Here is a 22989-nt window from a genome sequence, read left to right as displayed (position 1 = left end):
CCAGGCTTCATTCAGGGCAGGGAAGGCAACAGGCGCGCACTGCGCACCGCAGGCTGGGCCTGGATCCTGTGCAGCAGAGCGGCGGCATCGGGCACCGCCGGGCGGATCTGCAGTATCCAGGTTCCGTCGGGCTGGGCATGCCAGGCCACACCCTGCAGCCCCGCGGCGGCTACCGGCTGGGCGGACTGCGCCAGCTGTGACAGCAACGCCATGTCGGCACTCCGGCTGCCGTCCTGCAGGCGAATCTGGATGCGCGTAGCCGAAGCCTCTGCCGATGGCTGCAAATCCTCGAGATCGGTGGAGCGCCATCCCGCTTCCGGGCCGGCCGGCTTGGCTGGCGTCCCCCCGGGGCTGGACACGATCCAGGCGGCCTGCCCGACGACCAGCAGCACCGCCAGCGCAGCGGCGGCATTGGCCCATAGCGGGTGCCCGAACATCCAGTGCAGCCAGCGCGGCGCAGCCTTGGCGGCAGTTCTTCCCTCGTCGGCCTGCATTTTCTGCATCAGCAGGGACCAGGCCCGTTCCGTGTTCTCGGTGCCGGCTTCTTCCCGCAGGACGGCACGGGCCTCGGCCAGCCAGCGGACCTGCTCCGCCAACGCGGCATGGCCTTGCTGCATGGTGTGCATCCACTGCGCACGAGAGGCATCGAGCCGGCCAGCCAGCCAGGCCGGCAGGTCCTCCTCAAAGCGTTGCTGATCTTGCGGGTCCAGCTGCGTCATGCCTGCTCACCTTGTGCCACATTCAGGCCCAGCCATTGCTGCAAACATAGCTTCAAATTCCTTCGGCCATGGAACAGGCGTGTCTTGACGGTGTTTTCGGGGCATTTCTGCGTTTCGGCGATATCCGACAGGGCCATGTCCTCCACGGCCCACAGCATCAAGGCCTCTCGCTGCAAGGGGTTGCGCAGGCGCCTGAGGCAGTGCAGCACGGCCTTCCTGTCCTGGGCGGAATGCAGCTGCGCTTCCGGGCCGGGCGCCTCATCCTGCACCGCTGCCAGGTCTTCGTCGCTGGCCAGTTGCTCCAGCTCGACCCGGCGCTGGCGACGGCGCAGACAGTCGACGGCCTTGTTGCGCGCCAGGGTGAAAAGCCAGGTATTGAAGGCCGCCCGTCCGTCATAGCGCTGCGGATGGCGCCAGACATCATGAAAGACGTCGGCTGTCACTTCCTGCGCCAGGGCTGCTGCGTCATCTCCGCAGGCTGCCAGCTGCATGCGCGCAAACAGCTGCACCTTTCCCGCCCATTGCTGCCACAGCGCGCGCAGAGCCAGCTGATCGCCTGCCTGCATGGCCTGCAACAACTCCTGTGGGGATCGGGACTTTTCCATAACTCCTGCTGATCTGCCAGCCATCGATCAGCCGCCGATCATAGCTGCGGACCTGGCGCCTGCTGGCATCCAGTGAACGGGAAAAAAATTTGAACCTTTGTGCGGGCTGCAACGAACAAGACAACGACTGTCTCTATTTCAACAACGGCCACAAGGAAAACATATGGTTACACAGTTCATTTCCCGAGGAGATCGCATGCCTACAAAAAAATCGCCGAACTTGGCCCGCCTATCCGTTGCCGTTGCCTGCGCGGCCTTTCTGACCGCCTGTGGCGGCGGCAGTGACGGAAACGGCGGCAAGCCCCCTCAGGAGGAAGCACAGAATCCACAGCCGTCAACGGAGCTGACGGCAGACGCCCAAAAAAGCGGCCTCGAATCCGTTCCCGGCACTCCTGGCACACAGACCTACAACCTGACCCTGTCAGTGGGTGATACTTGGCAGTTGGCCCTCAGCCCCAGCGACAAGAAATACACGCTCACGGTGCTGCAGGGAGCCTTCGACGCTGCCACAGACAGCCGATACAGCGGCAGCTACGACGACAGCACGCCTGGCCTCATCACAGGAACCGACTCGTCGAGCCAGCAGTCATTCCAGTTCCAGGTCGACGCCGACACCGGCTCCATCACCGGCACGCTGAACATGCAGACCGCCAGCGGCCAGCCCCTCGTGGCTGCGGCCACCGGCACCAGCTACGCTACCCCCACGGATCTGGGTCGCCTCAAGGGTTCGTATTTCTTCATGATGGCCTCCCGGAATGCCGGCAACGGCTCCTCTCCCGAACGCATTGGCGGCCAGGCGCGCATTGGTGACGACGGCAAGCAGTTGCTGGTCTGCGCCCAGGGCCTGTTCGACCAGGCCGGCAACTGCACCTCTCCCGACAGCCACGCCAAGCAGGAACTGCATACCTTTGCACTGGCGCGCGATGCGCGGACCGGGCTGGTCAAGGTCAGCGACGACAAGGGTCCGCAGGGCTGGCTGAACTTCCAGGTGACGGACCTGGGCGGCTACAGCATTTTCTTCGACCGCCTGGGCTACAACACCGACACACCGCCCGTAAACCGTACCGGTACGGCCTACCTGACCCGCACACCGTTGCTGACGGCCGGGACGCTGGACGGCAACTGGCATTGCACCGACGCCTTCAATCCTTCCTGGCACTCGGATGTGACCATCCGGGGCCTGAGCTTGAACTGGGTCGACGCGAGCGCACAGACGGGAACGGAGCAGCTCTACCTCAATCAGGTCACCAATGACGCAGGCAAGCTGCTGAATCTGCCCGGTGTGATCACCACGGTGGTGCAAGGCGGCACCCTGCAGAACGACGCCGCCATCATTCAGCCTGTTTCCACAGCCCTCTTCACGGTGGAGCGCGAGGCAGCAAACTCCCTGGGCATGTGCCAGCGCAAGAAGTCCTGAGCCTCCTGCACCCAGAAAAAAAACCGGTTGGAGAACCGGTTTTTTTTTTCTGGCGGGGAGACCTCTTGCCGGAGCCTGTCTCGACCTGCTGCGCATGGCACCGCCAAGCGATACGGGCAGCACTCAGCCCAAGGGTCTCCCTGGAGTGCGGTCCTGCAGGGCTCATAATCCGCGCCACCCTCAATCAAGGATTTGGCATACATGTCTTCCGACGGCTTTCACGTCCATGGCCCACACGATCACGAGCTCGAGCATGCCGCCGAAGGCGAGCATGGCCCAACCGCCCACCATGGCATCGGCGGCGGCAGCCTGACCAACCAGATCGCCATGTGCACGGCGGTCATCGCCACGGTGGGCGCCATCTTCTCGTACATGGGCGGCGCCACCCAGGCGAATGCGGGGCTCTATAAAAACGATGCGGCCATCAAGAAGACCGAGGCCGCCAACCAGTGGGCCTTCTACCAGGCCAAGAGCACCAAGCAGTCGCTGGCCGAGTTCGCGCGCGACCTGGCCGCCACGGATGACAGGCGGGCAGCCTACCAGGCCAAGGTGGACCGCTATGAGAAGGAAAAGGACGATATCAAGCGCGACGCCGACCGGCTGGAAGGCGAGGCCAAACACTGGGACGAACAGTCCGAGATGCAGATGCACCTGCACCATCGCTGGGCCCAGGCCACCACCGCGCTGCAGGTGGCCATTGCGCTGGCTGCCATCGCACTGTTGACCAAGAAGAAATGGCTGGAATACGCCATGCTCGGCGTGGCCGTGCTCGGCCTGGGCGTGGGCGGGCTGGCGATGCTCCATATCTGACAGAGCCTCGGCAATGCAAAAGGGCCGGGCATGCACCCGGCCCTTTGGGGTTTGAGCGGGCTGTCACTCGCCCAGCAGCTGCCGCAGCACGTAGGGCAGGATGCCGCCATGGCGGTAGTAGTCGACCTCGATGGGCGTATCGATGCGCAGCTTCACGATCACTGTCTGCTTGCTGCCATCGGCGCGCGTGATCACGAGCTGGGCATCGCTCTGGGGCGCCAGGTCGGGGGCAGGGATCACGTCGATGAACTCCTCGCCCGTCAGGCCCAGGGTCTGCCAGCTGTCGCTGCCCTTGAACTGCAGCGGCAGCACGCCCATGCCCACCAGGTTGGAGCGGTGGATGCGCTCGAAGCTGCGGGCCACCACGGCCTTGATGCCCAGCAGCTGCGTGCCCTTGGCCGCCCAGTCGCGGCTGGAGCCCGTGCCGTACTCCTCGCCGGCCAGCACCACGGTGGCGCGGCCTGCGGTCTGGTACTTCATGGCCGCATCATAGATGGACAGCTTCTCGGTCACGCCATGGTCGTCGCGGTACAGCGTGACTCCGCCCTCCTCGCGCGAGCCGTCGGCCAGCGGCGGAATCATGAGGTTCTTGATGCGCACGTTGGCAAAGGTGCCGCGCATCATCACCTCATGGTTGCCGCGGCGCGAGCCGTAGCTGTTGAAGTCGGTCTTCTGGACGCCATGCGCGAGCAGCCATTGGCCCGCGGGAGAGCTTTCCTTGATGGAGCCGGCCGGCGAGATGTGGTCGGTGGTGATGGAGTCGCCGAACAGCGCCATGATGCGCGCGCCGTGCACCGCGTAGGGATTGCCATTCCTTGCAGCCTTTTGCCCTGCAGGGCTTTGTACATCTGCGGCAGGCGCTTCCAGTTCGAGAGTGAATTTCTCGAAGAACGGTGGCTCCGCGATATAGGTGCTCTCGGGCCAGGTGTAGGTGGCGCCGGTCACGCCCTGGATCTTCTCCCAGAGCTTGCCGGGGTCGCTGGCCACCTGCTCGTAGTTGCTGCGGAAGGCCTTGCCGTTCATCGCATACTTGAGCAGCGCATGCACTTCCTCGCTGCTGGGCCAGATGTCGCCCAGGTACACGTCCTTGCCGCCCTTGCCCTGGCCCACGGGCTCGGTCATCAGGTCCTTGAGCACGGTGCCCGCGATCGCATAGGCCACGACCAGCGGCGGGCTGGCCAGGAAATTGGCCTTGATGTTGGGATGGATGCGCGCCTCGAAATTGCGGTTGCCCGAGAGCACGGCCGCGCAGACCAGGTTGTTCTGCTGGATGGAGGCATTGATCTCGGGCGTGAGGTCGCCCGCATTGCCGATGCAGGTGGTGCAGCCATAGCCGGCCAGCGCAAAGCCCAGCTTCTCCAGGTAGGGCAGCAGGCCGGCCTCGGTCAGGTAGCGCGTGACCAGGCGCGAGCCGGGAGCCAGCGAGGTCTTGATGTGCGGCTTGACCTTGAGCCCCGCTTCCACGGCCTTCTTGGCCAGCAGGCCCGCTGCCAGCATGACGCTGGGGTTCGAGGTGTTGGTGCAGCTGGTGATGGCGGCAATCAGCACGTCGCCGTTGCCGATGGTGACCGGCCCGGCCTCGACCGGCGCCCCGGACAGCGGATGCGCCGACATCGGCGTCGGCTTGTTGGCCTCCATCTCCACTTCGAAGCGCGGCGCGGCCATGGGTGTGGGCGGGTTGTCGCGCATGCGCACGCCGCGCTCCTGGTGCGGCGCCTCCAGCAGATGACGGGTCAGCAGCAGCTCCGGCGCCTGGTTGAAACCGTTGTCAGCCACCGGCTTGGAAAACAGCGTGCGGAAGGTGTCGGCCACGTTGCCGATCTCGATGCGGTCCTGCGGCCGCTTGGGGCCCGCCAGGCTGGGAGCGACGGTGGACAGGTCCAGCCTCACCACATGCGAATAGTCGATCTGGCCGGCCTTGGGCACGCCGAACAGGCCCTGCGCCTTGAAGTAGCGCTCGAAGGCATCGATCTCGCTCTTGGTGCGGCCGGTGCCCTTGAAGTAGTCGATGGTCTTGTCGTCCACCGGGAAAAAGCCCATGGTCGCGCCGTATTCGGGTGCCATGTTGCCGATCGTCGCGCGGTCCGGCACGGCCAGGCTGCGCGTGCCTTCGCCGAAGAATTCGACGAACTTGCCCACCACCTTTTCCCGGCGCAGGATTTCGGTCACCGTCAGCACCAGGTCTGTGGCCGTCACCCCTTCGCGCAGCTTGCCCGTCAATTCGAAGCCCACCACGTCGGGCGTGAGGAAGTACACCGGCTGGCCCAGCATGGCCGCCTCGGCCTCGATGCCGCCCACGCCCCAGGCCACGACGCCGATGCCGTTGATCATGGTGGTGTGGCTGTCGGTGCCGACCAGGGTGTCGGGGTAGTACACAGGCCCTTCGCCCTTGCCGTTCCTGGCCTTGTGCACGCCGCGCGCCAGGTATTCGAGATTGACCTGGTGCACGATGCCGAAGCCCGGCGGCACCACGCCGAAGGTGTCGAAGGCCTGCATGCCCCACTTCATGAACTGGTAGCGCTCCTGGTTGCGCTGGAACTCCAGCTTCATGTTCAGGTCCAGCGCCTGCTTGGTGCCGAAGTAGTCGACCATGATGGAGTGGTCGACCACCAGGTCCACGGGCACCAGGGGCTCGATGGCCTTGGGCTTTTTGCCCAGCCTGGCGGCCGTGCTGCGCATGGCGGCCAGGTCGGCCAGCAGCGGCACGCCCGTGAAGTCCTGCAGCACCACGCGCGAGACCACGAAGGGAATCTCGTCCACGCGCTCGGCATTGGGCTGCCAGCGCGCCAGTTGCTCCACATGCCCGGTCGTGATCTTCTTGCCGTCGCAATTGCGCAGCACCGATTCCAGCACGATGCGGATGGACACCGGCAGGCGATTGATCTCGGGAAACTGCTTGGCCAGGGCCGGCAGGGAGTAGAACCGGCCTTTCTTGCCATCGGCCAGCTCAAAGGACTTCAGGGTTTTGGCAAAAGCATGCGACATCGTGAGACTCTCCATCGACAGAACACAGGGGGTAACGCTTTCGCATTCCATTGTGCACACAACTGCCCCGCCAGGGTGTGGGACGCCACACTATCCACCTTGGCCATGCTCATTTTCAGGAGCAAGAAAGCCCGCACGCGGCGGGCCCGGATGGCAGGAGCCAGTGTTCAGACTCCGGAATCCGGCAGGAAATCCGTCCCTTCGCTCAAGGGCGCGAAACGGTAGCTGGCCGGCGTGCGGCCGAGCTTGACCGGCGCGCCCACCCCCTGGTACTCGCCCATCCGAACCACCATCTCGCGGTGCGCGGTATGCGGATGCTCCAGGGCCTGCTGCACGTCCAGCACCGGCGCGGCAGGCACGCCGATGGCCATCAGCTCGTCGGCGAGCTTCACGCCGTCGAGCCCGGCAAAGGCCTGCAGCAGCAAGGCCTTGAGCTCGGCGCGGTGGACGGAGCGCTGGCCCGCCGTGGCAAAGCGCTCGTCCTGCGCCAGCGCCTCCTGGCCGACATGGCCGCACAGCAGCCGGAACTGCCGGTCGTTGCCCACGGCCAGGAAGATGGGGGCGCCGCCCGTGCTCACCACGTCATAGGGGTAGATGTTGGGATGGGCATTGCCCGAGCGCTGCGGCACCTTGCGCCCCATGAACCAGTTGGCCGCATGCGGATGCAGCAGCGACAGGCCGGAGTCGTACAGCGACGCGTCCACCAGCTGGCCCTGGCCGCTGCGCCCGCGCTCGTGCAGCGCCAGCAGCACGCCGATGGTGGCGTTCAGCCCCGTCACCATGTCCACCACCGGCAGGCCCACGCGCAGCGGATCGCCGCCGGCCTCGCCGTTGATGCTCATGATGCCGGCCATGGCCTGGATGGCGGCGTCGTAGCCGGGCAGGCTGCCCAGCGGACCGTCGGCGCCAAAGCCCGTGACGCGGCACCAGACCAGGTGCGGCAGCTCTTCGCGCATCTGCTCGTAGCCTATGCCCCACTTCTCCATGGTGCCGACCTTGAAGTTCTCCAGCACCACATCGGCCTCGGCCATCAGCTCGCGCACGCGCTGCTGGCCCGCGGGCGCGGACAGGTCGAGGAACTGGATGCGCTTGTTGCGGTTCAGGCCGAAGTAGTACGAGGCCACGCCATCCTTGAACGGCGGCCCCCAGGTGCGCGTGTCGTCGCCCTGCGGCGGCTCCACCTTGAGCACGTCGGCGCCATGGTCGCCGAGGATCTGCCCGCAGAACGGGCCGCCGAGGATGCGCGAGAGGTCCAGCACCTTGACGCCTTGCAGCGCGCCGGGGGAAAGAGGTGTGTTCATGCGAAGGATTTCTCCATGTGGACGGGGCACGGCTGCATCAATCCAGCTTCACGCCGGCCTTTTGCACCACCTCGCTCCATTTGTCGAGTTCGGTCTTCACGAAGCTGGCCAGATAGGCGGGCTTGGTGTCCGGGCCGCGCTCCAGGCCCTGGGCTGCAAATGCCTTCTTCACGTTCTCGGAGTCCAGCGCCTTGGCATAGGCCTGGTTGAGCAGCTCCACCCGGTCCGCCGGCATGCCCTTGGGACCGACCACGCCGAAGAACACGCTCACGTCATAGCCGGCCAGGCCCTGTTCGGCGATCGTGGGGATCTGGGGCATGGCGCTGGAGCGCCGGGCCGTGGCCACGCCCAGGGCCAAAACCCTGCCGGCCTTGATATAGGGCATGGCCGTAAGGATGTCGGTGAAGGTCATGTCCACCTGACCGGCCAGCAGATCGTTGAGCGCCGGCCCCGTGCCCTTATAGGGCACATGCTGCAGCTGGGTGCCGGCCATGCCGTTGAACAGCACGCCCGCCAGATGGGACGAGGCGCCGTTGCCCGAAGACGCGAAGTTGAGCTTGCCGGGCTTGCTCTTTTCCAGTGCGATCAGCTCCTTGACGTTGCCCACGCCCAGGTCCGGCCGCACCACCAGCACATTGGGCAGGTAGCCCACGTAGATGATGGGCGTGAAGCTGGTGCGCGGGTCGTAGCTGATGGACTTATACAGCGGCTTGTTGATGGCCAGCGGGCCCGAGGTGCCGAACATCAGCGTATAGCCGTCCGGCTTGGCGCGGGCCACGTAGTCCGCGCCGATGTTGCCGCCGGCGCCAGCCTTGTTCTCCACGATCACGCTCTGGCCCAGTTCCCTGGTCAGCTCGGTGGCCAGGATGCGGGCCATGGCATCGGTGGGGCCGCCGGGCGGGAACGGCACGATGAACATGATGGGCCGCTCGGGGAATTTCTCCGCGGCCACGGCATTCAAAGATACGCCCATGCACAGGGCGGCGGTGGCGGCTGCAACGGTTGCGGCCAGCAGGCGGCGGCTGATGTTCATCTCTTGTCTCCTTGGTGGGTACGCCGATCGGTGTCGGCTTTCAAAATACATAGCTGCTGGCGCTTGTCTGTATTGCGCCAGAGCCGTTTTATTCATTGATTCACTCTTGCCAAGCAGGCGGCATCTCGGCCGCCTCCAGCGGGTCGCGCGGCAGCACGCGGTGCAGCAGCACCAGCTGCGACAGGCGCAGGCGCTCGGCCGAGCCGGTCTGCGCGGCCTCCCAGGCCATGGCGATGGCCGTGGTGCAGTTATAGAGGCCCGTAGCGGCCTGGCGGGCCAGCACGTCGCCGCCCTCTTGCGCGGCCTTCTCGGCCAGCGCGCTGGCGCGCGCCAGCGCAGCTTCCAGCGCCTGGCGGTAGCCGGGCACCAGCCTGGCCTGGTCGAGCAGGCCGTGCAGGTACTGCTGCAGCACCGGCAGCGAGCCTTCGCGCTTGATGGCGCGGATCACGTCCAGCGCCACGATGTTGCTCGTGCCTTCCCAGATCGAGCCCAGGTGGGCGTCGCGCACCAGGCGCGGGTCGCTCCACTCCTCGATGTAGCCGCAGCCGCCGCGCACTTCCATCGCGTCGCCGGTCACCTTGCGCGCATCGCGGCAGGCGCGGAACTTGATCATCGGGGTGAGGATGCGCAGCAGCGGGTAGGCGCCCTCTTCGCCAGCGTCCGAGCGCATCAGCGTCTGCGCGGTCTGGAACACCATGGTGCGCGCCTGCTCGGCGGGCACGCGCAGCTTGTCGAGCTGGCGCTGCATCAGCGGCATCTGCTCCAGGCGCTTGCCGAAGGCGATGCGCTCGTGGGCGATGAACTCGGCCTCGGCCACGGCGCGGCGCATCATGCCGGACGAGCGCACGCCGTTGGACAGGCGCGAGTTGTTGACCATGTCGGCCATCTGCACGAAGCCGCGGCCCTGCTCGCCGACCAGGTAGGCCACGGCGCCGTCCATGCGGATCTCGCCGCTGGCCATGGACTTGGTGCCCAGCTTGTCCTTCAGGCGGATGATGCGGTAGTGGTTGGCGCTGCCGTCGTCCAGGGTGCGCGGCAGCAGGAACAGCGAGATGCCCTTCATGCCCGGCTGGCCGCCTTCCACGCGGGCCAGCACCATGGCGAACTCGGCGTCGGGGTTGGAGCAGAACCACTTGTCGCCGGTCAGTCGCCACGAGCCGTCGGCCTGCGGGCTGGCCATGGTCAGCGTGTTGGCGATGTCCGAGCCGGCGGCCTGCTCGGTCATGAACATGGCGCCCTGCGCCTGCTCGTCCCAGTCCAGCGACAGCAACTGCGGCAGGTATTTGTTCACCAGCTCCGGCGCGCCGAACTTCTTGAGCGTGCGCGTCAGCGAATCGGTCATCGACAGCGGGCAGCACAGGCCGAACTCCGACTGCACGAACAGGTAGGTGAGCGCGTACTTGACGGCCGGCGGCATCTTGCCCCGCCAGCCCAGCATGTCGTCGCGGTGCGAGATGGCCTGCAGGCCGAACTCGCCGTAGGCGATGCGCTCCAGCTCCTCATAGGCCGGGTGCTTGACGATGCGCTGCCGGTCCACACCGGCGCGGGTGCGGTGCTCCAGCGTGGGCGGGTTCTTGTCGGCAATGCCGGCCAGCTCGTCGATACGGCCGCCGGCCAGCTCGCCCATGCGCCGCAGGTAGGGCTGCAGGTGGGCCAGCAGGTCGGCCGGCAGGTAGAGCTTGAGCAGCGACTGCAGCTCGGTGTCGGTGGTGTAGAAGTTGGCGCCCTGGCGGTCGGGCACGGGGTGGGCTGTGTCACGGGGCATCGGGTCTCCTGCCGGAATCGTTTGCCGCAAATTTCAGCACCCTCATGTATTCGCGTCAAATATTATTAAAATCTTTCTCAATATTTTTTAAATATCAATAAGCACCATGGAACTGCGGCTGCTGCACTACTTCGTCACCCTGGCCGAAGAGCTTCACTTCAGCCGCGCGGCCCAGCGGCTGTCGATCTCGCAACCGCCGCTGTCCGTGGCGATCAGGCAGCTGGAGCAAGAGCTGCAGGCCCAGTTGTTCGAGCGCAGCAGCAAGGGCGTGCGGCTCACGGCCGCCGGAGAGCATCTGCTGGACAAGGCGCGCCAGCTGCTGGCCCTGAGCCGGCAGGCCGCACAGGAAACGCGCGATGTGGCCCAGGGCACGCGCGGCCATCTGCGTCTGGGCTTTGTCGGCTCCAGCCTGTACCGCGGCCTGCCCCAGGCGCTGGAGCAATTCCAGCAAAGCCATCCGCAGGTACGCGTGGACATGCTGGAGGCCAACAGCGCCGAGCAGATCCTGGACCTGCAGCAGATGCGGCTGGACATGGCCCTGGTCCACTCCATCCAGCCGCCCGAAGGCATTGCCAGCCAGCTCATCGTGGAAGAGCCTTTCGTGGTCTGCCTGCCCGCGCACCATGCCCTGCATGACAGCGCGGCCGTCGACCTGGCCGAACTCAGGAACGACCGGCTGATCCTGTTTTCCAGCCTGGTCTCGCCGGCCTACCACCAGCGCATCTACGAGATGTGCCTGGCGCACGGCTTCGCGCCCGAGGTGCGGCACGAGGTGCGGCACTGGCTGTCGGTGATCTCGCTGGTCTCGCTGGGCCAGGGCGTGGCCCTGGTGCCCGCGGCGCTGGAGCGCGTGGGCATGCCGCGCCTGGCGTTCCGCCCGCTGCGGGGCTCGCACCCTTCGTCGGAGATGCTGGCCATGTGGCGCCGCACACCGGACAATCCGCTGGTACAGGCGCTGCTGGCCTGCCTGCAGCAGGCCGCGACCGAGCTTTGAGGGGCCCGGTCACGGCCTCTCATGAAGACTGTTCCTCATTGACCAACGTGCTGCCTTGAACCGCCGGCCTGTTTGATATGGCCACCCGGCCGCGTCGGCTACCGCACCATGGCGGACTCCGCGCATCTGCGCCAGCGACTGTCCAATGACGGGTTGTCGTTGTGCAGCCGACAATGGCCACCAGGAATGCCATATGCGGACGCATGGCGCACCTTCCGGATAGCCGGCCTGGGTCGGCTGCACGAAGAGAAATGACGGTCAGAACGGCTTGCTGACCGATACCAGCAAGGTGCGGCGCGGAGCGAACTGCGGTGCGCCCACTCCGATGCCGGTGCCATCGCGCAGTTCGTAGCTGCGGTCGAACAGGTTGAGTACCGACACACGCGTTTTCAGCTTGCCCACCATGGGCAAATCGAAGTCGCGCGCGGCGCCCACGTTCACCTGCCAGTAGGTGGGCAAATGCTCGGTATTGGCAAAGCCGTTGCGCAGGCCCGAGCCGAACAGCGCGCTCGCCGTCCAGGTGGTGCCCGCCTGCAGGTAGGACACGCCGCCCGAAGCCGTCAGCTGCTGGTCATGGTCCAGATGCACCCAGTGGCTGTTGATGTAGGCCTGCTCTTCGGCATCGAAGTTGAACTGCCCGGTCTCGATGCCCTTGCCCATGGCCCGCGAAATGGCCACGTTCAGGTAGGCGCCGAAATTGCCCTGGCGGTAGTTGGCCGAGCCCTCGATGCCGTAGATGCGGCCGCGCTCGTAGTTGAACGCCGAGTACAGCAGCGCGTTGCCGAACTGGCCTTCGTCCTGCAGATGGCGCACGTCGCGGTAGTAGGCGTCGAGCCCGAGTGTCAGGTTCGGCGTCAGTTGGTGCGAAACGCCGACGTCAAAGTAGTTGGAACGCTCTGAACGCACGGCGGTGTTGGCGTCCGATGGCAGCGCATTCGTCGTACCCAGGAATTTGGCTACTGTCGTGGCGTCGAATTTCTCGGTCGGGGGCGGCGTGAAATAGCGCGCGTAGCCGGCGTGCAGGCGCGTGCGGCTCGACCAGTCGTAGGTCACGCCCAGGCGCGGGCTGATCTGCTGCTCGCTGACGATGGTGTTCACATGGTCGTAGCGCGCACCGTAATTGACGGTGAGCTTGTCCGTCGGCTTCCACTCGTCCTGCAGATATACGCCGACCGTGGAGCCCGAGCCACGCGCGTTGTCGGCGATGGCCATCGGTACGCCGCTGGTCTGCGCACCGCTGTCGTCGGCCGGGAAGACCTGTGAGCTGTTGTCTACCCCGTAGCGCTCGCGCTGCAGGAACAGGCCGCCACGCAGCGTGTGGCGGTCGTTCAGCCGGTAGCTGGCATCGCTTTGCAGGCCGTAGGCGCTGTTGCTGCGCGTGATGTTGGCGGCCACGCCGTTGTAGACCAGGTCGCCCACCGGATCGGGCATGTAGTCGGTCCGGCTCGAACGACGGAACAACGAGACCTGGTAATCGAGCTGCGACGACACCTTGTGCTGGTACGACAGGATCTGGAAATCCGTCTGCTCGCGCTGATTGGCGTTCAGATCCTGCGAGGCCGGAGGCACTGCCCCGTCGAGCGTGAACTGCGGCGCCAGGCCTGGCCTCGTGGGAATCTGGAACCGCCCGTTCGACGTGCCGAACATCAGGCCCACACGGCTGTCGGCATCGATCATGTATGACAGCATGCCAAAGGACTTGTTCTGCGTGGTGTGGTCATGGGTGGCGCTGCGGTTGCCCGTGGGGTTTTCGATGCCCAGGTTGCTTTCGGCCAGCGTGCCGCTCAGGTAATAGCTCCATGGCCCCTGCGCGCCTTGTACCTGGGCATTGAGTTCGCGCCGGCCGTTGCTGCCCAGTACCGTGCCGATTTCGCCTCCAAAGGGCTTGGTCGGCCCGTCCTCGTCGGAGGCCGCGCCCTTCGTCTGGATATCGATCACGCCTGCCGTGCGATATCCATACTGCGCGGGCAACGCCCCCGTGAGCACGTTGATCTGGTTGGCAAATCGCGTGTCCAGCATCTGGCCAAAGCCGCTGATCGGCTCCGGAATCACGACGCCGTTGATGCGGTACTGCAGGTTGGAATGGTCGCCACGCACGTGCAGCTGACCATACGAGTCCTGTACCACGCCTGGCGCCTGCAGCAGCACCTGGTTCAGCGGTGTGGCCGCGCCCTGCGGCAGGCGGGCGATGTCATCGCTGTTGAAATTGTAGAGGGAGCTACCGGTGTCGGGCGAGAGCGCGTTGCGCGCCGCATCCAGGCGCTTGGCGCTCACGCGCACCTCACCCAGGCTGCCCGCTGAGGCACTGGGCTGTACTGTGACGGTGTCGTCCGGCACTTCGGAAGATGGGGAAGGCCTGGCGGCTTGCTGCGCAAGCGCAGAAACGGAAGCCAGAGCGGGCAGGACGGCAGTAAGCGCCGCCACCAGCGTACGGGGCGGGAAAGGAGTCATGGCAAACCTTTGAATCGAGCGGATGTAATGAGCGCCGACCCGTGCATTTCCATTAGCGCAAGGGCCGGAGGGCAAAAACAGGATTCAAGGCTTGGATGGGGGATCGCGCGCTCGCACGGCCACCGCGAATACCGGAGTGCCGGCGCAGGGCCTGACAGGAGGGAAATGCCAGCGCAGGGCCAGACCCAGGGCCCAGAGCACCAGCACGGGCAAGGCCAAATCCAGATCCAGCGCGGCAAACGCCGCACATTCGGGGCAAACGGCATGGTCCGGCGCAGGCGGCTGCTCGGTACCGCGGCCGGCGTCGGAAAATGCCACGCCAGTTTGCGGCAGGTGCGAGAGCACGTGGCGCAGTTCCCCTTGTTCGCCGAAAAGCAGCAGCAACGCCAGCAGACAGGCTAGCCAGCGCAGGTAGGGGGACGACAGGCGGGTTGAACGCAAAGGCACGGCGAAGGCGCAGTTCAGGCAGGTGTGGATTGTGGCATGCCGGCATTGCCTGCTACAAATGCTTGGCAGCGCCACGGCTGCCATCAATGCTCCAGCAGCCTGACGCCGAGGTCGCCCAGCCGCAATTTAGCTCCTGCCCACATACGACCGCTCATCGCCAGCCGTCCGGCTCACCAGAAGACCTGCCCAAGCAATGCGAATGCATCTGCTTACGGCCCGCATCCAGAGCATGCGCGCTCGGGAATTGATAGCTGCCGGCGGCTTCGGGAGGCAGGTACCGGATACTCCAGGCTTTCCCATTCACCGAGAACAACAAACATGCAAGGCCATCCCGAAGTCGTCGACTACCTCAAGGACCTGCTGCGCGGCGAGCTGGCGGCGCGCGACCAGTACTTCGTGCATTCGCGCATCTATGAAGACCAGGGCTTCACCAGGCTCTTCACGCGCCTGGACCACGAGATGCAGGAAGAGACCCAGCATGCCGACGCGCTGCTGCGCCGCATCCTGATGCTGGGCGGCCGCCCCGACATGCGCCCCAAGGAATTCACGCCCGGCGAGACCGTGCCCGAGATGCTGCGCAAGGACCTGGACACCGAATACGAGGTGCGCGCCGGCCTCCAGCAAGGCATGGCGCTGTGCGAGCAGCACCGCGACTACGTGAGCCGCGACCTCCTGCTGGCCCAGCTGCGCGACACCGAGGAAGACCATGCCTACTGGCTGGAAAAGCAGCTGGGGCTGATCGACAAAGTGGGGCTGGAGAACTATCTGCAGAGCCAAGCCTGAACGCGCAGGTGCCCTGCTCTTCGAAGACCGCCCCTGCAGGCAGCCCTTTTCATGGCCACGGCAGACCCCAAAAAAATGCCCCTGCGGAGAGGGGCTGCGACGGTGCAAGCACAGGCTGCGTTCAGGACGCCGCCGTCGCCGGCGCCGCCGGCATGCGCATGGCCCGCACGATGGTGGCCAGCACCACGCCATAGGCGGGCACGAAAAGCAGCAGGCTCACGGCCAGCTTGATCACGTAGTCGACCATGGCGATCTCCACCCAGTGGGCGGCCATGAAGGCATCGCTGCTGTGCCAGAAGGCGATCGAGAAGAAAGCCGCCGTGTCCAGCACCTGGCCGAACACCGAGGCGGCTGCCGGCGCCAGCCACCAAGCATGGCTTTTCTGGCGGATGCGGTCGAAGACCTGGATGTCCAGCAGCTGGCCCAGCACATAGGCGGCAAAGCTGGCCAGCGCAATGCGGAACACGAAGCTGTTGAAGCTCTGCAGCGCGTCCCAGCCGTTGAAGCGGCCTTCATGGAACAGCACGCCCACCACATAGGACACGAGAAGCGCGGGCAGCATGGCGCGCGTGATCACGCGCCGCGCCTCGGCCTTGCCGATCAGGCGCACCGTCAGGTCGGTGGCCAGGAAGATGAACGGGAAGCTGAAGGCGCCCCAGGTGCTGTGAAAGCCGAAAAGCATGATCGGCAGCTGCACCAGATAGTTGCTGGCGATGACGATGGCGATGTGGAACGCCACGAGCACAGAGAGGTAGAAGGGCACGCGCGACGATGGCGTCTGCACGGCATGAGCGGATGTCATGACAGTCCTTTTTGGTCGATGGGGGCGAGGGAACCCATGGTTGCGAAGAATGCGCCAGCGCGGCGCAACCGCGAATTTTAAGCGGTACCGCCATTATCCCCAGCGGCCCGAAAATGCGTATCCGCCGAGGCGCATGGCGGGTATAACGAAAAGCATAGCTGGCAGCGCCTGCCGCTCCTGGTATTCAGCATGAAAATGAGCTGACTCCATTGAAGAAAGGGCGCTGCCAGCTCTCATTTCTGGTGCATCAAGCTACCGCCTGCCGGGTCTGCCGGGCCGCCTCGCGCGTGGCACGCAGGCCCGCCCATTGCAGATCGGCCAGCGCCAGCACCACGGCGGCCTGCGCCGCCACCCAGGCCACGCCCCAGGCGCTCAGCGCCAGGTCCGAGGCAAAGATCAGCACCGCGCAGCCCAGCGCCCAGCCCAGATTGCCCAGGGCCACCAGGCCGATCAGCGTGCGCGGCGCGGGCTGGCGGCGCGCCATCCACGCGGCGGCCAGCGCATAGGCCAGCAGGAAAATGCCCGTGCCCGTCAGCAGCGGCGCAGGCAGGCCCGTCAGTTCGGCCAGCGGCTGCGCGGCGCCCAGCTGCAGCGCGCCCGTGGCAGCGCAGGAGGCGGCATCGGCCCACATCACACGGGACAGGAAACGGGGGGAAGCAAAGAGGGACATGGAAAACTCCTGTGGAACGAAGAAGGTCTGGCGGCCGGCCCTGTGCCGGCTGCTGGGGTCCATGATTGCCATGCGCCTGCACAGCGTCGATAACCTCGCAGGTCATGGCCTTGCCTGCGGCCTGCCACTACGATGCAGGCCATGACTTCCAGCACCGCGCCCTCTTCCCATGCCTTCCACGCCTTCCAGGCCGCCCATGCCCCCCATGCGCCGCCCGGCGCGCGCGCGCCGTTCGGCGAGCATCTGCGCCACTGGCGCCAGCACCGGCGCCTCAGCCAGCAGGGCCTGGCGCTGGAGGCCGAGATCTCCACCCGCCACCTGAGCTATGTGGAGACCGGCCGGGCCCAGCCCAGCCGCGAGATGGTGCTGCGCCTGGCCGAGCGCCTGGCCGTGCCGCTGCGCGAGCGCAATGCGCTGCTGGTGGCCGCGGGCTTTGCGCCCATGTACCAGGCGCGGCCGCTGGACCACCCCGACCTCGCGGCCGCGCGCCAGGCCGTGGACCTGGTGCTCAAGGGCCACGAGCCCAATCCGGCCCTGGCCGTGGACCGGCACTGGAACCTGGTGGCCGCCAACGCCGTCGTGCCGCTGCTGCTGGACGGCGTCGCGCCACACCTGCTGGCGCCCCCCGTGAACGTGCTGCGCCTGAGCCTGCACCCCGAGGGCCTGGGCCCGCGCCTGGCCAATGCCGCGCAGTGGCGCACCCATCTGCTGCACCGGCTGCAGCAGCAGATCGCGGCCACGGCCGACGGCGCGCTGCAGGCGCTGCACGACGAGATCGCGGCCTATCCGTTCACCGAGGCCCCAGACACCCCGCCGCCCAGCCCCATCGCCGTGCCCTTCGAGCTGCGCACCCCGCTGGGCACGCTGAGCTTCATCAGCACCATCACCATCTTCGGCACGCCCGTGGACGTGACGCTGCAGGAGCTGGCCGTGGAGTCCTTCTTCCCGGCCAACGCCGAGACCCAGGCGGCGCTGCAGCAGCTGCGGCAACAGGCGGCCTGACAAAGAAAAAGCCCGCGGGACTCGCATCCCGCGGGCTTGGGCGCAAGGCCCCGAAAGGGCCCCTCGGCCTTAGGCAGCGACGCCCTTGGCCACGTCTGCGTACTCTTCGATCTGGTCGAAGTTCATGTAGCGGTAGACGCTGGCCTTGTCGGCATCGATCACGCCCATTTCCTGGAGGTATTCCTCCTTGGTGGGCAGCTTGCCCAGGCGCGAGGCGATGGCGGCCAGCTCGGCCGAGCCCAGGAACACATTGGTGTTCTTGCCCAGGCGGTTGGGGAAGTTGCGGGTCGAGGTGGAGATCACCGTCGCGCCTTCATGCACCTGGGCCTGGTTGCCCATGCACAGCGAGCAGCCCGGCATTTCGGTGCGCGCACCGGCCGTGCCGAAGGCCGCGTAGTGGCCTTCCTTGATCAGCTCGCTCTGGTCCATCTTGGTCGGCGGCGCCACCCACAGCTTGACGGGGATGTCGCGCTGGCCGCCCAGCAGCTTGGCCGCGGCGCGGAAGTGGCCGATGTTGGTCATGCACGAGCCGATGAAGGCTTCGTCGATCTTGGTGCCGGCCACTTCGGACAGGAACTTGGCATCGTCCGGGTCGTTGGGGCAGCAGACGATGGGTTCCTTGATGTCGGCCAGGTCGATCTCGATCACGGCGGCGTACTCGGCGTCCTTGTCGGCCTCGAGCAGGTCGGGCTTGGCCAGCCAGGCCTCGACCTTCTCGATGCGGCGCTGCAGCGTCTTCGCGTCCTGATAGCCGTCGGCGATCATGTTCTTCATCAGCACCACGTTGGACTTCAGGTACTCGATGATCGGCTCCTTGTTGAGCTTGATCGTGCAGCCGGCGGCCGAGCGCTCGGCCGAGGCGTCCGAGAGTTCAAATGCCTGTTCCACCTTCAGGTCGGGCAGGCCTTCGATTTCCAGGATCTTGCCGGAGAAGATGTTCTTCTTGCCGGCCTTGGCCACGGTCAGCAGGCCGGCCTTGATCGCGTACAGCGGAATCGCATGCACCAGGTCGCGCAGGGTCACGCCGGGCTGCATTTCGCCCTTGAAGCGCACCAACACGGATTCGGGCATGTCCAGCGGCATCACGCCGGTGGCGGCGCCGAAGGCCACCAGGCCCGAGCCCGCGGGGAAGGAGATGCCGATGGGGAAGCGGGTGTGCGAGTCGCCGCCGGTGCCCACGGTGTCGGGCAGCAGCAGGCGGTTGAGCCAGCTGTGGATCACGCCGTCGCCGGGACGCAGGGCCACGCCGCCGCGGTTGGAGATGAAGGCGGGCAGCTCGCGGTGGGTCTTCACGTCCACGGGCTTGGGATAGGCCGCGGTGTGGCAGAAGGACTGCATCACCATGTCGGCGCTGAAGCCCAGGCAGGCCAGGTCCTTCAGCTCGTCGCGGGTCATGGGGCCGGTGGTGTCCTGCGAGCCCACGGTGGTCATGCGCGGCTCGCAGTAGGTGCCGGGGCGCACGCCGAAGCCTTCGGGCAGGCCGCAGGCGCGGCCGACCATCTTCTGGGCCAGCGTGAAGCCGGCCTTGGACTCGGCAGGCGCCTGGGGCAGGCGGAAGGCGGTCGATGCGGGCAGGCCCAGGGCTTCACGGGCCTTGGCGGTCAGCGAGCGGCCGATGATCAGGTTGATGCGGCCGCCGGCGCGCACTTCGTCCAGCAGCACGTCGCTCTTGAGCGCGAAGTCGGCAATCTTCTCGCCGTTCTTCTCGATCTTGCCGTCATAGGGGAAGATGTCGAGCACGTCGCCCATTTCCATCTTCGACACATCGACTTCGATGGGCAGCGAGCCCGAGTCTTCCTGCGTGTTGAAGAAGATGGGAGCGATCTTGCCGCCCAGCGTGACGCCGCCGAAGCGCTTGTTGGGCACGAAGGGGATGTCGGCGCCCGTGGCCCAGATCACGCTGTTGGTGGCCGACTTGCGGCTGGAACCGGTGCCGACCACGTCGCCCACGTAGGCGACCAGGTGGCCCTTCTTCTTCAGGTCCTCGATGAACTGGATGGGGCCGCGCTTGCCGTCTTCCTCGGGCTTGAAGGCCGCATCGGGACGGGTGTTCTTGAGCATCGCCAGGTAGTGCAGCGGGATGTCGGGACGGCTCCAGGCATCGGGCGCGGGCGACAGGTCGTCGGTGTTGGTCTCGCCGGGCACCTTGAACACGGTGACGGTGATCTTCTTCTCGACTTCGGGGCGCGAGGTGAACCACTCGGCGTCGGCCCACGACTGCATCACTTCCTGGGCCTTGGCATTGCCGGCCTTGGCCTTGGCGGCCACGTCATTGAAGTAGTCGAACATCAGCAGGGTCTTCTTCAGGCCCTCGGCGGCGATGGCGGCGACTTCGGCGTCGTCCAGCAGCTCGATCAGCGGATGCACGTTGTAGCCGCCGACCATGGTGCCCAGCAGCTCGGTGGCCTTGGCCTTGGAGATCAGGCCCACCTGGATATCACCGTGGGCGACGGCGGCCAGGAAGGAAGCCTTGACCTTGGCCGCGTCGTCCACGCCCGGAGGCACGCGGTGGGTCAGCAGGTCGAGCAGGAACGCTTCCTCGCCGGCGGGCGGGTTCTTGATCAGCTCGATCAGCTCGGCGACCTGCTTGGCATCCAGAGGCAGCGGGGGGATGCCTAATGCGGCGCGTTCGGCCACATGGTCACGGTAGGCTTTCAACATGGGTTCTCTCCAATGGTTTTTAGAAAAAGGCTGTGCGCCAGGCACGCTACACAGAACCGCCACGGGCGGGCATGGCGGCTCTGCGGCTGCGCGCGTTGCGCTCTATCGCCTTACTGGGCGGGCTTGGGCGCGTCCAGCAGGCTGGGAGGCGGGTTCTTCTTGATGGCTTCTGCCACCTGCTGCTGCTCGGGGCTCATGCATTCGTCGGCCAGGCGCTGGCCGGCCTTCTGGTTCATGAGCATGGACTTGTTGGCGATCTGCAGCCACACGGCGCCGGCGGCCTTGTCCTCCAGGCGCACCGTGCCCGTGGTGGTCTTCACGGGCGACATGTGGTACTTGAAGCCGCGGCCGTCCACGAAGAAGTAGCCGGGATTGGTGCTGTCGGCCGTCACGTTCACATAGGCGCCGAGTTCGCAGGGAATGCGGCCCTTGAACACGCGTTCGGATACGGCCAGCTCCTCGGTGGACAGCGGGGCGGCAGGAGCCGCAGCCACGGCAGCGGCTGCTGTGCCGGCGGCTGCAGCGCCGGCCGCAGCCTTGGCGCCCTTCTTGGCAGCAGGCTTCTTGGCCGTCTTTTGAACCGTCTTCTTTGCGGCAGTGGCCTTGGCCGGGGTCGTGCCCTGGGCCTGGGCGAAGGAGCTGGCTGCAACCAGGGGGGCTGCGATCAAAAGAGTGGCGATGAGGGTCTTCATAGGAAAGGCTCCTGCAGACTTTGCTTGAGGTTCAATGGGTTGGTTCAGGAGCAAACCACGGCTGCACCGCATCCGGTAAGGCCTGCCCTGTCTGGTGAGCGCGCTCCAGCAACTGCCAGAAATAGCGATAGCTCGCGCGATCATGTAATACCCCATCCAAACTGATGGGGGCCCAATTCTGCACTGCCGCAGAGGTAAGAATTTGTGCCGCCTGTCGCACCTCGTCAGCGGCAGGCGCAAAAGCGCGCAATATGGGACGGATCTGGTCCGGGTGGATGCTCCACATGCGCGTGTATCCCAGTTCGCGCGCGGCTTTCTGCGCACAGGCCTCCAGGGCCTGGGGATTCCTGAATTCGGTGACCACGCAATGCGAAGGCACCTTGCCGTGGGCATGGCAGGCCGCGGCGATCTCCAGCTTGGCGCGCACCACCAGCGGGTGCTCGAACTGGCCCTGGGCCGTCATGGCCGACGCGGGAATCGCGCCGCCGTGGGCCGAGACGAAGTCCATCAGCCCGAACGAGATGCTCTGCACCAGCGGATGCGCGGCAATGTCGAAGGCACGGTGCACGGCCGCCGGCGATTCAATCAGAACATGGAGCGGTATGCGCTTTCCGGATGCGCGCTGCAGGGCTTTTTCGGCAGCCAGCACATCGTCCACGCTTTCCACCTTGGGGACCATGATGTGGCACAGGCTCTCACCGGCCTCGCCGGCGATGATGTCCATGTCCTGCTGGAAGGCCGCATGGTCGGCCGCATGCACGCGGGCTGCCACGCGCACGCCGGGTGTGGCGGCCACGGCGCCATTGGCCAGCGAGGCCACCAGGCGGGCATGTGCCAGTTCCTGTCCCACGGGAGCGCCGTCCTCGCAGTCCAGCGTGACGTCGAACACGCAGGCGCCGAACTCCTGCAGCATCTCGGCCTGCAGCTGCAGGCTTTTGCGCATGCGCGCTTCCACGCCGCTGTAGTGGTCGCAGACGGGCAGGCGCCGGGCGCCGCCCTGCGCATCGAGCAGGACCTGGGCGGGATGTACGAGTTGGGCAGTCATGGCTTGCGCTGCGCCACCAGAAAGAGACGGGGAAATGCCAGCAGGCGCTTGCCGTCCGCACGCGCGGGATAGGCGGCGTCCACGCGGCGCTCGTATTCGGCCAGGAACTCGGCCTGCAGCCCGGCGGGCAGGCCTTCCACAAAAGGCTTGAGTCCGGTACCGCGCAGCCATTGCACGATGGCGGCGGCCGAGTCCATGGGGTGCTGGTAGACGGTGTGCCACACATCCACGCTCTGCACCCCGCGCCCGGGAGCGGCCAGCAGATCGTAATAAGCCCGTATGGGCAGGATCTCGGTACGCACCTTGTCCGCTTCGCCGATATGGGGCGCGAACTGCGGCAGGCTGGCGACCTCGCGCATCAGCCGGTGCGTCGGTTCCTCGCGGTTGTCGGGCATCTGCACGGCCAGCACGCCGCCAGGGGCCAGCGTCGACAGCAGACGGGGAATCAGCTGCTCATGCCCGCCCACCCACTGCAGGGAAGCGTTGGCATAGATCAGGTCGGGGGCGGGCTGGCCTGCTTCAGGCGCCCAGGTGGCGATATCGCCGTAGGCGAAGCGGGCCTGGGGCAGCAGCTGGCGCGCCGCCTCCAGCATGGCTTCGGAATTGTCGATGCCCAGGACCTGGGCACCGGCGAAACGTTCGACCAGCAACTCGGTGGAGTTGCCGGGCCCGCAGCCCAGGTCCACGACGTGGAGGCTGCGGTCCGGTTGCGCGACCAGAGGCACCCGCGCCAGCAGCTCCGCGGCCGGGCGCGTACGCTCATTGGCAAAGCGCAGATACAGCGCGGGGTTCCAGTCTTGCATGATG

General features: G+C 66.2%; 19 protein-coding genes. 5 read left to right on the top strand and 14 right to left on the bottom strand.

Translation table 11 applies throughout. The annotated features are described in order from the left end of the window. Positions 1–11: 11 nt before the first annotated feature. Together Cte04_RS17490 and Cte04_RS17485 are read right to left on the bottom strand one after the other, a co-directional pair. Complete coding sequence (locus tag Cte04_RS17490) at positions 12–719, bottom strand: hypothetical protein (RefSeq protein WP_066481252.1); 708 nt, start codon at positions 717–719, stop codon at positions 12–14. Next, positions 716–1324, bottom strand: coding sequence for an RNA polymerase sigma factor (locus Cte04_RS17485; RefSeq protein ID WP_169798062.1), 609 nt, complete (start codon positions 1322–1324; stop codon positions 716–718). The genes Cte04_RS17490 and Cte04_RS17485 overlap by 4 nt, the downstream gene beginning before the upstream one ends. Positions 1325–1748: 424 nt before the next feature. On the opposite strand from Cte04_RS17485, the gene Cte04_RS17480 reads away from it, so the two are divergent. Together Cte04_RS17480 and Cte04_RS17475 are read left to right on the top strand one after the other, a co-directional pair. Next, the gene (locus Cte04_RS17480) at positions 1749–2741 is read left to right on the top strand and encodes a hypothetical protein (RefSeq protein ID WP_157082089.1); all 993 of its coding nucleotides are present in this window, start codon (positions 1749–1751) and stop codon (positions 2739–2741) included. Between the two features lie 201 nt (positions 2742–2942). Further along, positions 2943–3551 (top strand): DUF4337 domain-containing protein, encoded by a 609-nt coding sequence (locus Cte04_RS17475; RefSeq protein ID WP_066481241.1) that lies wholly within the window; start codon positions 2943–2945, stop codon positions 3549–3551. A gap of 63 nt (positions 3552–3614) precedes the next feature. Here Cte04_RS17475 and Cte04_RS17470 read toward each other — a convergent pair whose 3' ends face one another. From Cte04_RS17470 to Cte04_RS17455, 4 genes are all read right to left on the bottom strand, one after another. After that, positions 3615–6536, bottom strand: a complete 2922-nt coding sequence (locus Cte04_RS17470; protein ID WP_066481238.1) for an aconitate hydratase — start codon at positions 6534–6536, stop codon at positions 3615–3617. A 167-nt stretch (positions 6537–6703) separates the two neighbouring features. Continuing rightward, a complete protein-coding gene (locus Cte04_RS17465; protein ID WP_066481231.1) occupies positions 6704–7837 on the bottom strand; it encodes a CaiB/BaiF CoA transferase family protein in 1134 nt (377 codons plus the stop codon). Positions 7838–7874: 37 nt separating this feature from the next. Next, on the bottom strand, positions 7875–8870 hold the full coding sequence (locus Cte04_RS17460) for a Bug family tripartite tricarboxylate transporter substrate binding protein (protein WP_066481228.1): 996 nt from the start codon (positions 8868–8870) through the stop codon (positions 7875–7877). Between the two features lie 100 nt (positions 8871–8970). Beyond that, positions 8971–10635, bottom strand: a complete 1665-nt coding sequence (locus Cte04_RS17455) for an acyl-CoA dehydrogenase family protein (protein ID WP_066481226.1) — start codon at positions 10633–10635, stop codon at positions 8971–8973. Between the two features lie 106 nt (positions 10636–10741). Here Cte04_RS17455 and Cte04_RS17450 point away from each other — a divergent pair, with 106 nt between their 5' ends. Further along, entirely contained in the window at positions 10742–11629 is an 888-nt protein-coding gene (locus Cte04_RS17450; RefSeq protein ID WP_066481224.1) for a LysR family transcriptional regulator, read from the top strand. A gap of 258 nt (positions 11630–11887) precedes the next feature. Here the strand turns inward: Cte04_RS17450 and Cte04_RS17445 are convergent, their stop codons facing one another. After that, positions 11888–14080, bottom strand: a complete 2193-nt coding sequence (locus Cte04_RS17445) for a TonB-dependent receptor (RefSeq protein ID WP_066481222.1) — start codon at positions 14078–14080, stop codon at positions 11888–11890. Positions 14081–14164: 84 nt separating this feature from the next. Next, positions 14165–14521, bottom strand: a complete 357-nt coding sequence (locus tag Cte04_RS17440; protein WP_066481220.1) for a hypothetical protein — start codon at positions 14519–14521, stop codon at positions 14165–14167. Between the two features lie 324 nt (positions 14522–14845). On the opposite strand from Cte04_RS17440, the gene bfr reads away from it, so the two are divergent. Continuing rightward, complete coding sequence (bfr, locus tag Cte04_RS17435; protein WP_066481217.1) at positions 14846–15310, top strand: bacterioferritin; 465 nt, start codon at positions 14846–14848, stop codon at positions 15308–15310. A 121-nt stretch (positions 15311–15431) separates the two neighbouring features. Here bfr and Cte04_RS17430 read toward each other — a convergent pair whose 3' ends face one another. Both Cte04_RS17430 and Cte04_RS17425 read right to left on the bottom strand, forming a co-directional pair. Continuing rightward, positions 15432–16112, bottom strand: a complete 681-nt coding sequence (locus Cte04_RS17430; RefSeq protein ID WP_066481214.1) for a 7-cyano-7-deazaguanine/7-aminomethyl-7-deazaguanine transporter — start codon at positions 16110–16112, stop codon at positions 15432–15434. Between the two features lie 247 nt (positions 16113–16359). Further along, positions 16360–16782, bottom strand: coding sequence for a hypothetical protein (locus tag Cte04_RS17425; protein WP_066481382.1), 423 nt, complete (start codon positions 16780–16782; stop codon positions 16360–16362). Between the two features lie 141 nt (positions 16783–16923). Between Cte04_RS17425 and Cte04_RS17420 the strand changes: the two genes are divergently transcribed. Then, the gene (locus Cte04_RS17420) at positions 16924–17784 is read left to right on the top strand and encodes a helix-turn-helix domain-containing protein (protein WP_245633421.1); all 861 of its coding nucleotides are present in this window, start codon (positions 16924–16926) and stop codon (positions 17782–17784) included. A gap of 69 nt (positions 17785–17853) precedes the next feature. On the opposite strand, the gene acnB is transcribed toward Cte04_RS17420, so the two are convergent. From acnB to tam, 4 genes are all read right to left on the bottom strand, one after another. Then, positions 17854–20445: a bifunctional aconitate hydratase 2/2-methylisocitrate dehydratase gene (gene acnB, locus Cte04_RS17415; RefSeq protein WP_066481209.1), complete on the bottom strand. Its 2592-nt coding sequence runs from the start codon at positions 20443–20445 to the stop codon at positions 17854–17856. 110 nt (positions 20446–20555) lie between these two features. Further along, complete coding sequence (locus Cte04_RS17410) at positions 20556–21137, bottom strand: hypothetical protein (protein ID WP_066481202.1); 582 nt, start codon at positions 21135–21137, stop codon at positions 20556–20558. A 31-nt stretch (positions 21138–21168) separates the two neighbouring features. After that, complete coding sequence (locus tag Cte04_RS17405) at positions 21169–22182, bottom strand: HpcH/HpaI aldolase/citrate lyase family protein (protein WP_066481199.1); 1014 nt, start codon at positions 22180–22182, stop codon at positions 21169–21171. Continuing rightward, positions 22179–22985, bottom strand: coding sequence for a trans-aconitate 2-methyltransferase (gene tam, locus Cte04_RS17400; RefSeq protein WP_066481192.1), 807 nt, complete (start codon positions 22983–22985; stop codon positions 22179–22181). Before tam ends, Cte04_RS17405 begins: the two co-directional genes overlap by 4 nt. Positions 22986–22989: the final 4 nt, after the last annotated feature.

It is taken from the genome of Comamonas terrae (genome assembly GCF_001544075.1).
Taxonomy (GTDB): Bacteria; Pseudomonadota; Gammaproteobacteria; order Burkholderiales; family Burkholderiaceae_C; genus Comamonas; species Comamonas terrae.
The sequence above is the reverse complement of the archived record's forward strand: the minus strand, read 5'-3'. Positions and strand labels throughout refer to the sequence as shown.